Annotated in this window: 1 pseudogene; it reads left to right on the top strand. The window is 38.7% G+C overall.

Features of this window, described 5'->3' with window-relative positions:
• Nucleotides 1–1,203: pseudogene (locus I2H52_RS09655) on the top strand (IS3 family transposase); the annotation flags it as partial.

Below are 1,203 nucleotides of genomic sequence, written 5' to 3'. Positions count from 1 at the left end.
TGATAAAGTTCAGATCTATGAACTTAGAAAACAAGGATATAGCTTAGAGCAGCTTTCAAATAAATTTGGGATAAACAATTCTAATCTTAGGTACATGATTAAATTGATTGATCGTTACGGAATAGAGTTTGTCAAAAAGGGGAAAAACCGTTACTACCCTCCTGAATTAAAACAAGAAATGATTGATAAAGTTTTACATGAAAACTGGTCTCAAGATAGAGTTTCTCTCAAATATGCTCTCCCAAATCGTGGTATGCTTCCAAATTGGCTGGCGCAATACAAGAAAAACGGGTATACTATTATTGAGAAAATAAGAGGGAGACCAGCTAAAATGGGACGTAAACGAAAGAAAACTTGGGAAGAAATGACAGAATTAGAACGACTCCAGGAGGAGAATGAACGTTTACGTACCGAGGTGGCCTACCTAAAAAAGTTAAAAGAGTTAGAGGAAAGGGACGAAGCCCTAGAGCGAGAAAGGCAGAGACAGTTAGAGAAATGGTTTCAGGAGGATTTCGACTAGATTTACTTCTTGAAGTGGCTCGTTTAGCTCGCTCAACTTACTACTATCAGTTGAAGGAACTAGATGGGCTTGATAAAGATAAAGAGCTTAAAACCGAAATTCAGACTATTTATAATGACCATAAAGGAAATTATGGCTATCGCCGAGTTACTCTCGAACTCAGAAATCGTGGTTTTGTAGTGAATCATAAGAAAGTTCAACGTCTGATGACGGTCCTTGGTCTAACGGCTCGAATTCGTCGTAAACGGAAGTATTCTTCCTACCGAGGAGAGATTGGCAAGAAAGCAGATAATCTCATTCAACGCAAATTTGAAGCAACCAAACCAATGGAAAAGTGCTATACAGATGTAACGGAGTTTGCCATTCCAAATAGCACACAGAAACTCTATTTATCCCCTGTTTTAGATGGCTTTAACAGTGAAATTATTGCTTATCATCTTTCTACTTCGCCCAACTTAGAACAAGTGAAGAGTATGTTAGAACAGGCATTCACAGAGAAATACTATGAAAATACCATTTTACACAGCGACCAGGGCTGGCAATACCAACATGATTCTTATCACAGGTTTTTAGAGAGTAAGGGAATTCAAGCATCCATGTCACGCAAGGGGAACAGCCCAGACAACGGCATGATGGAGTCGTTCTTTGGTATTTTGAAATCGGAAATGTTTTATGGCTATGAG

The sequence above is a fragment of the Streptococcus oralis genome, from assembly GCF_015561235.1.
In the GTDB taxonomy this organism is placed as follows: Bacteria; Bacillota; Bacilli; order Lactobacillales; family Streptococcaceae; genus Streptococcus; species Streptococcus oralis_BK.
Note: the sequence above shows the minus strand (reverse complement) of the source record. Positions and strands in the feature narration are given on the sequence as shown.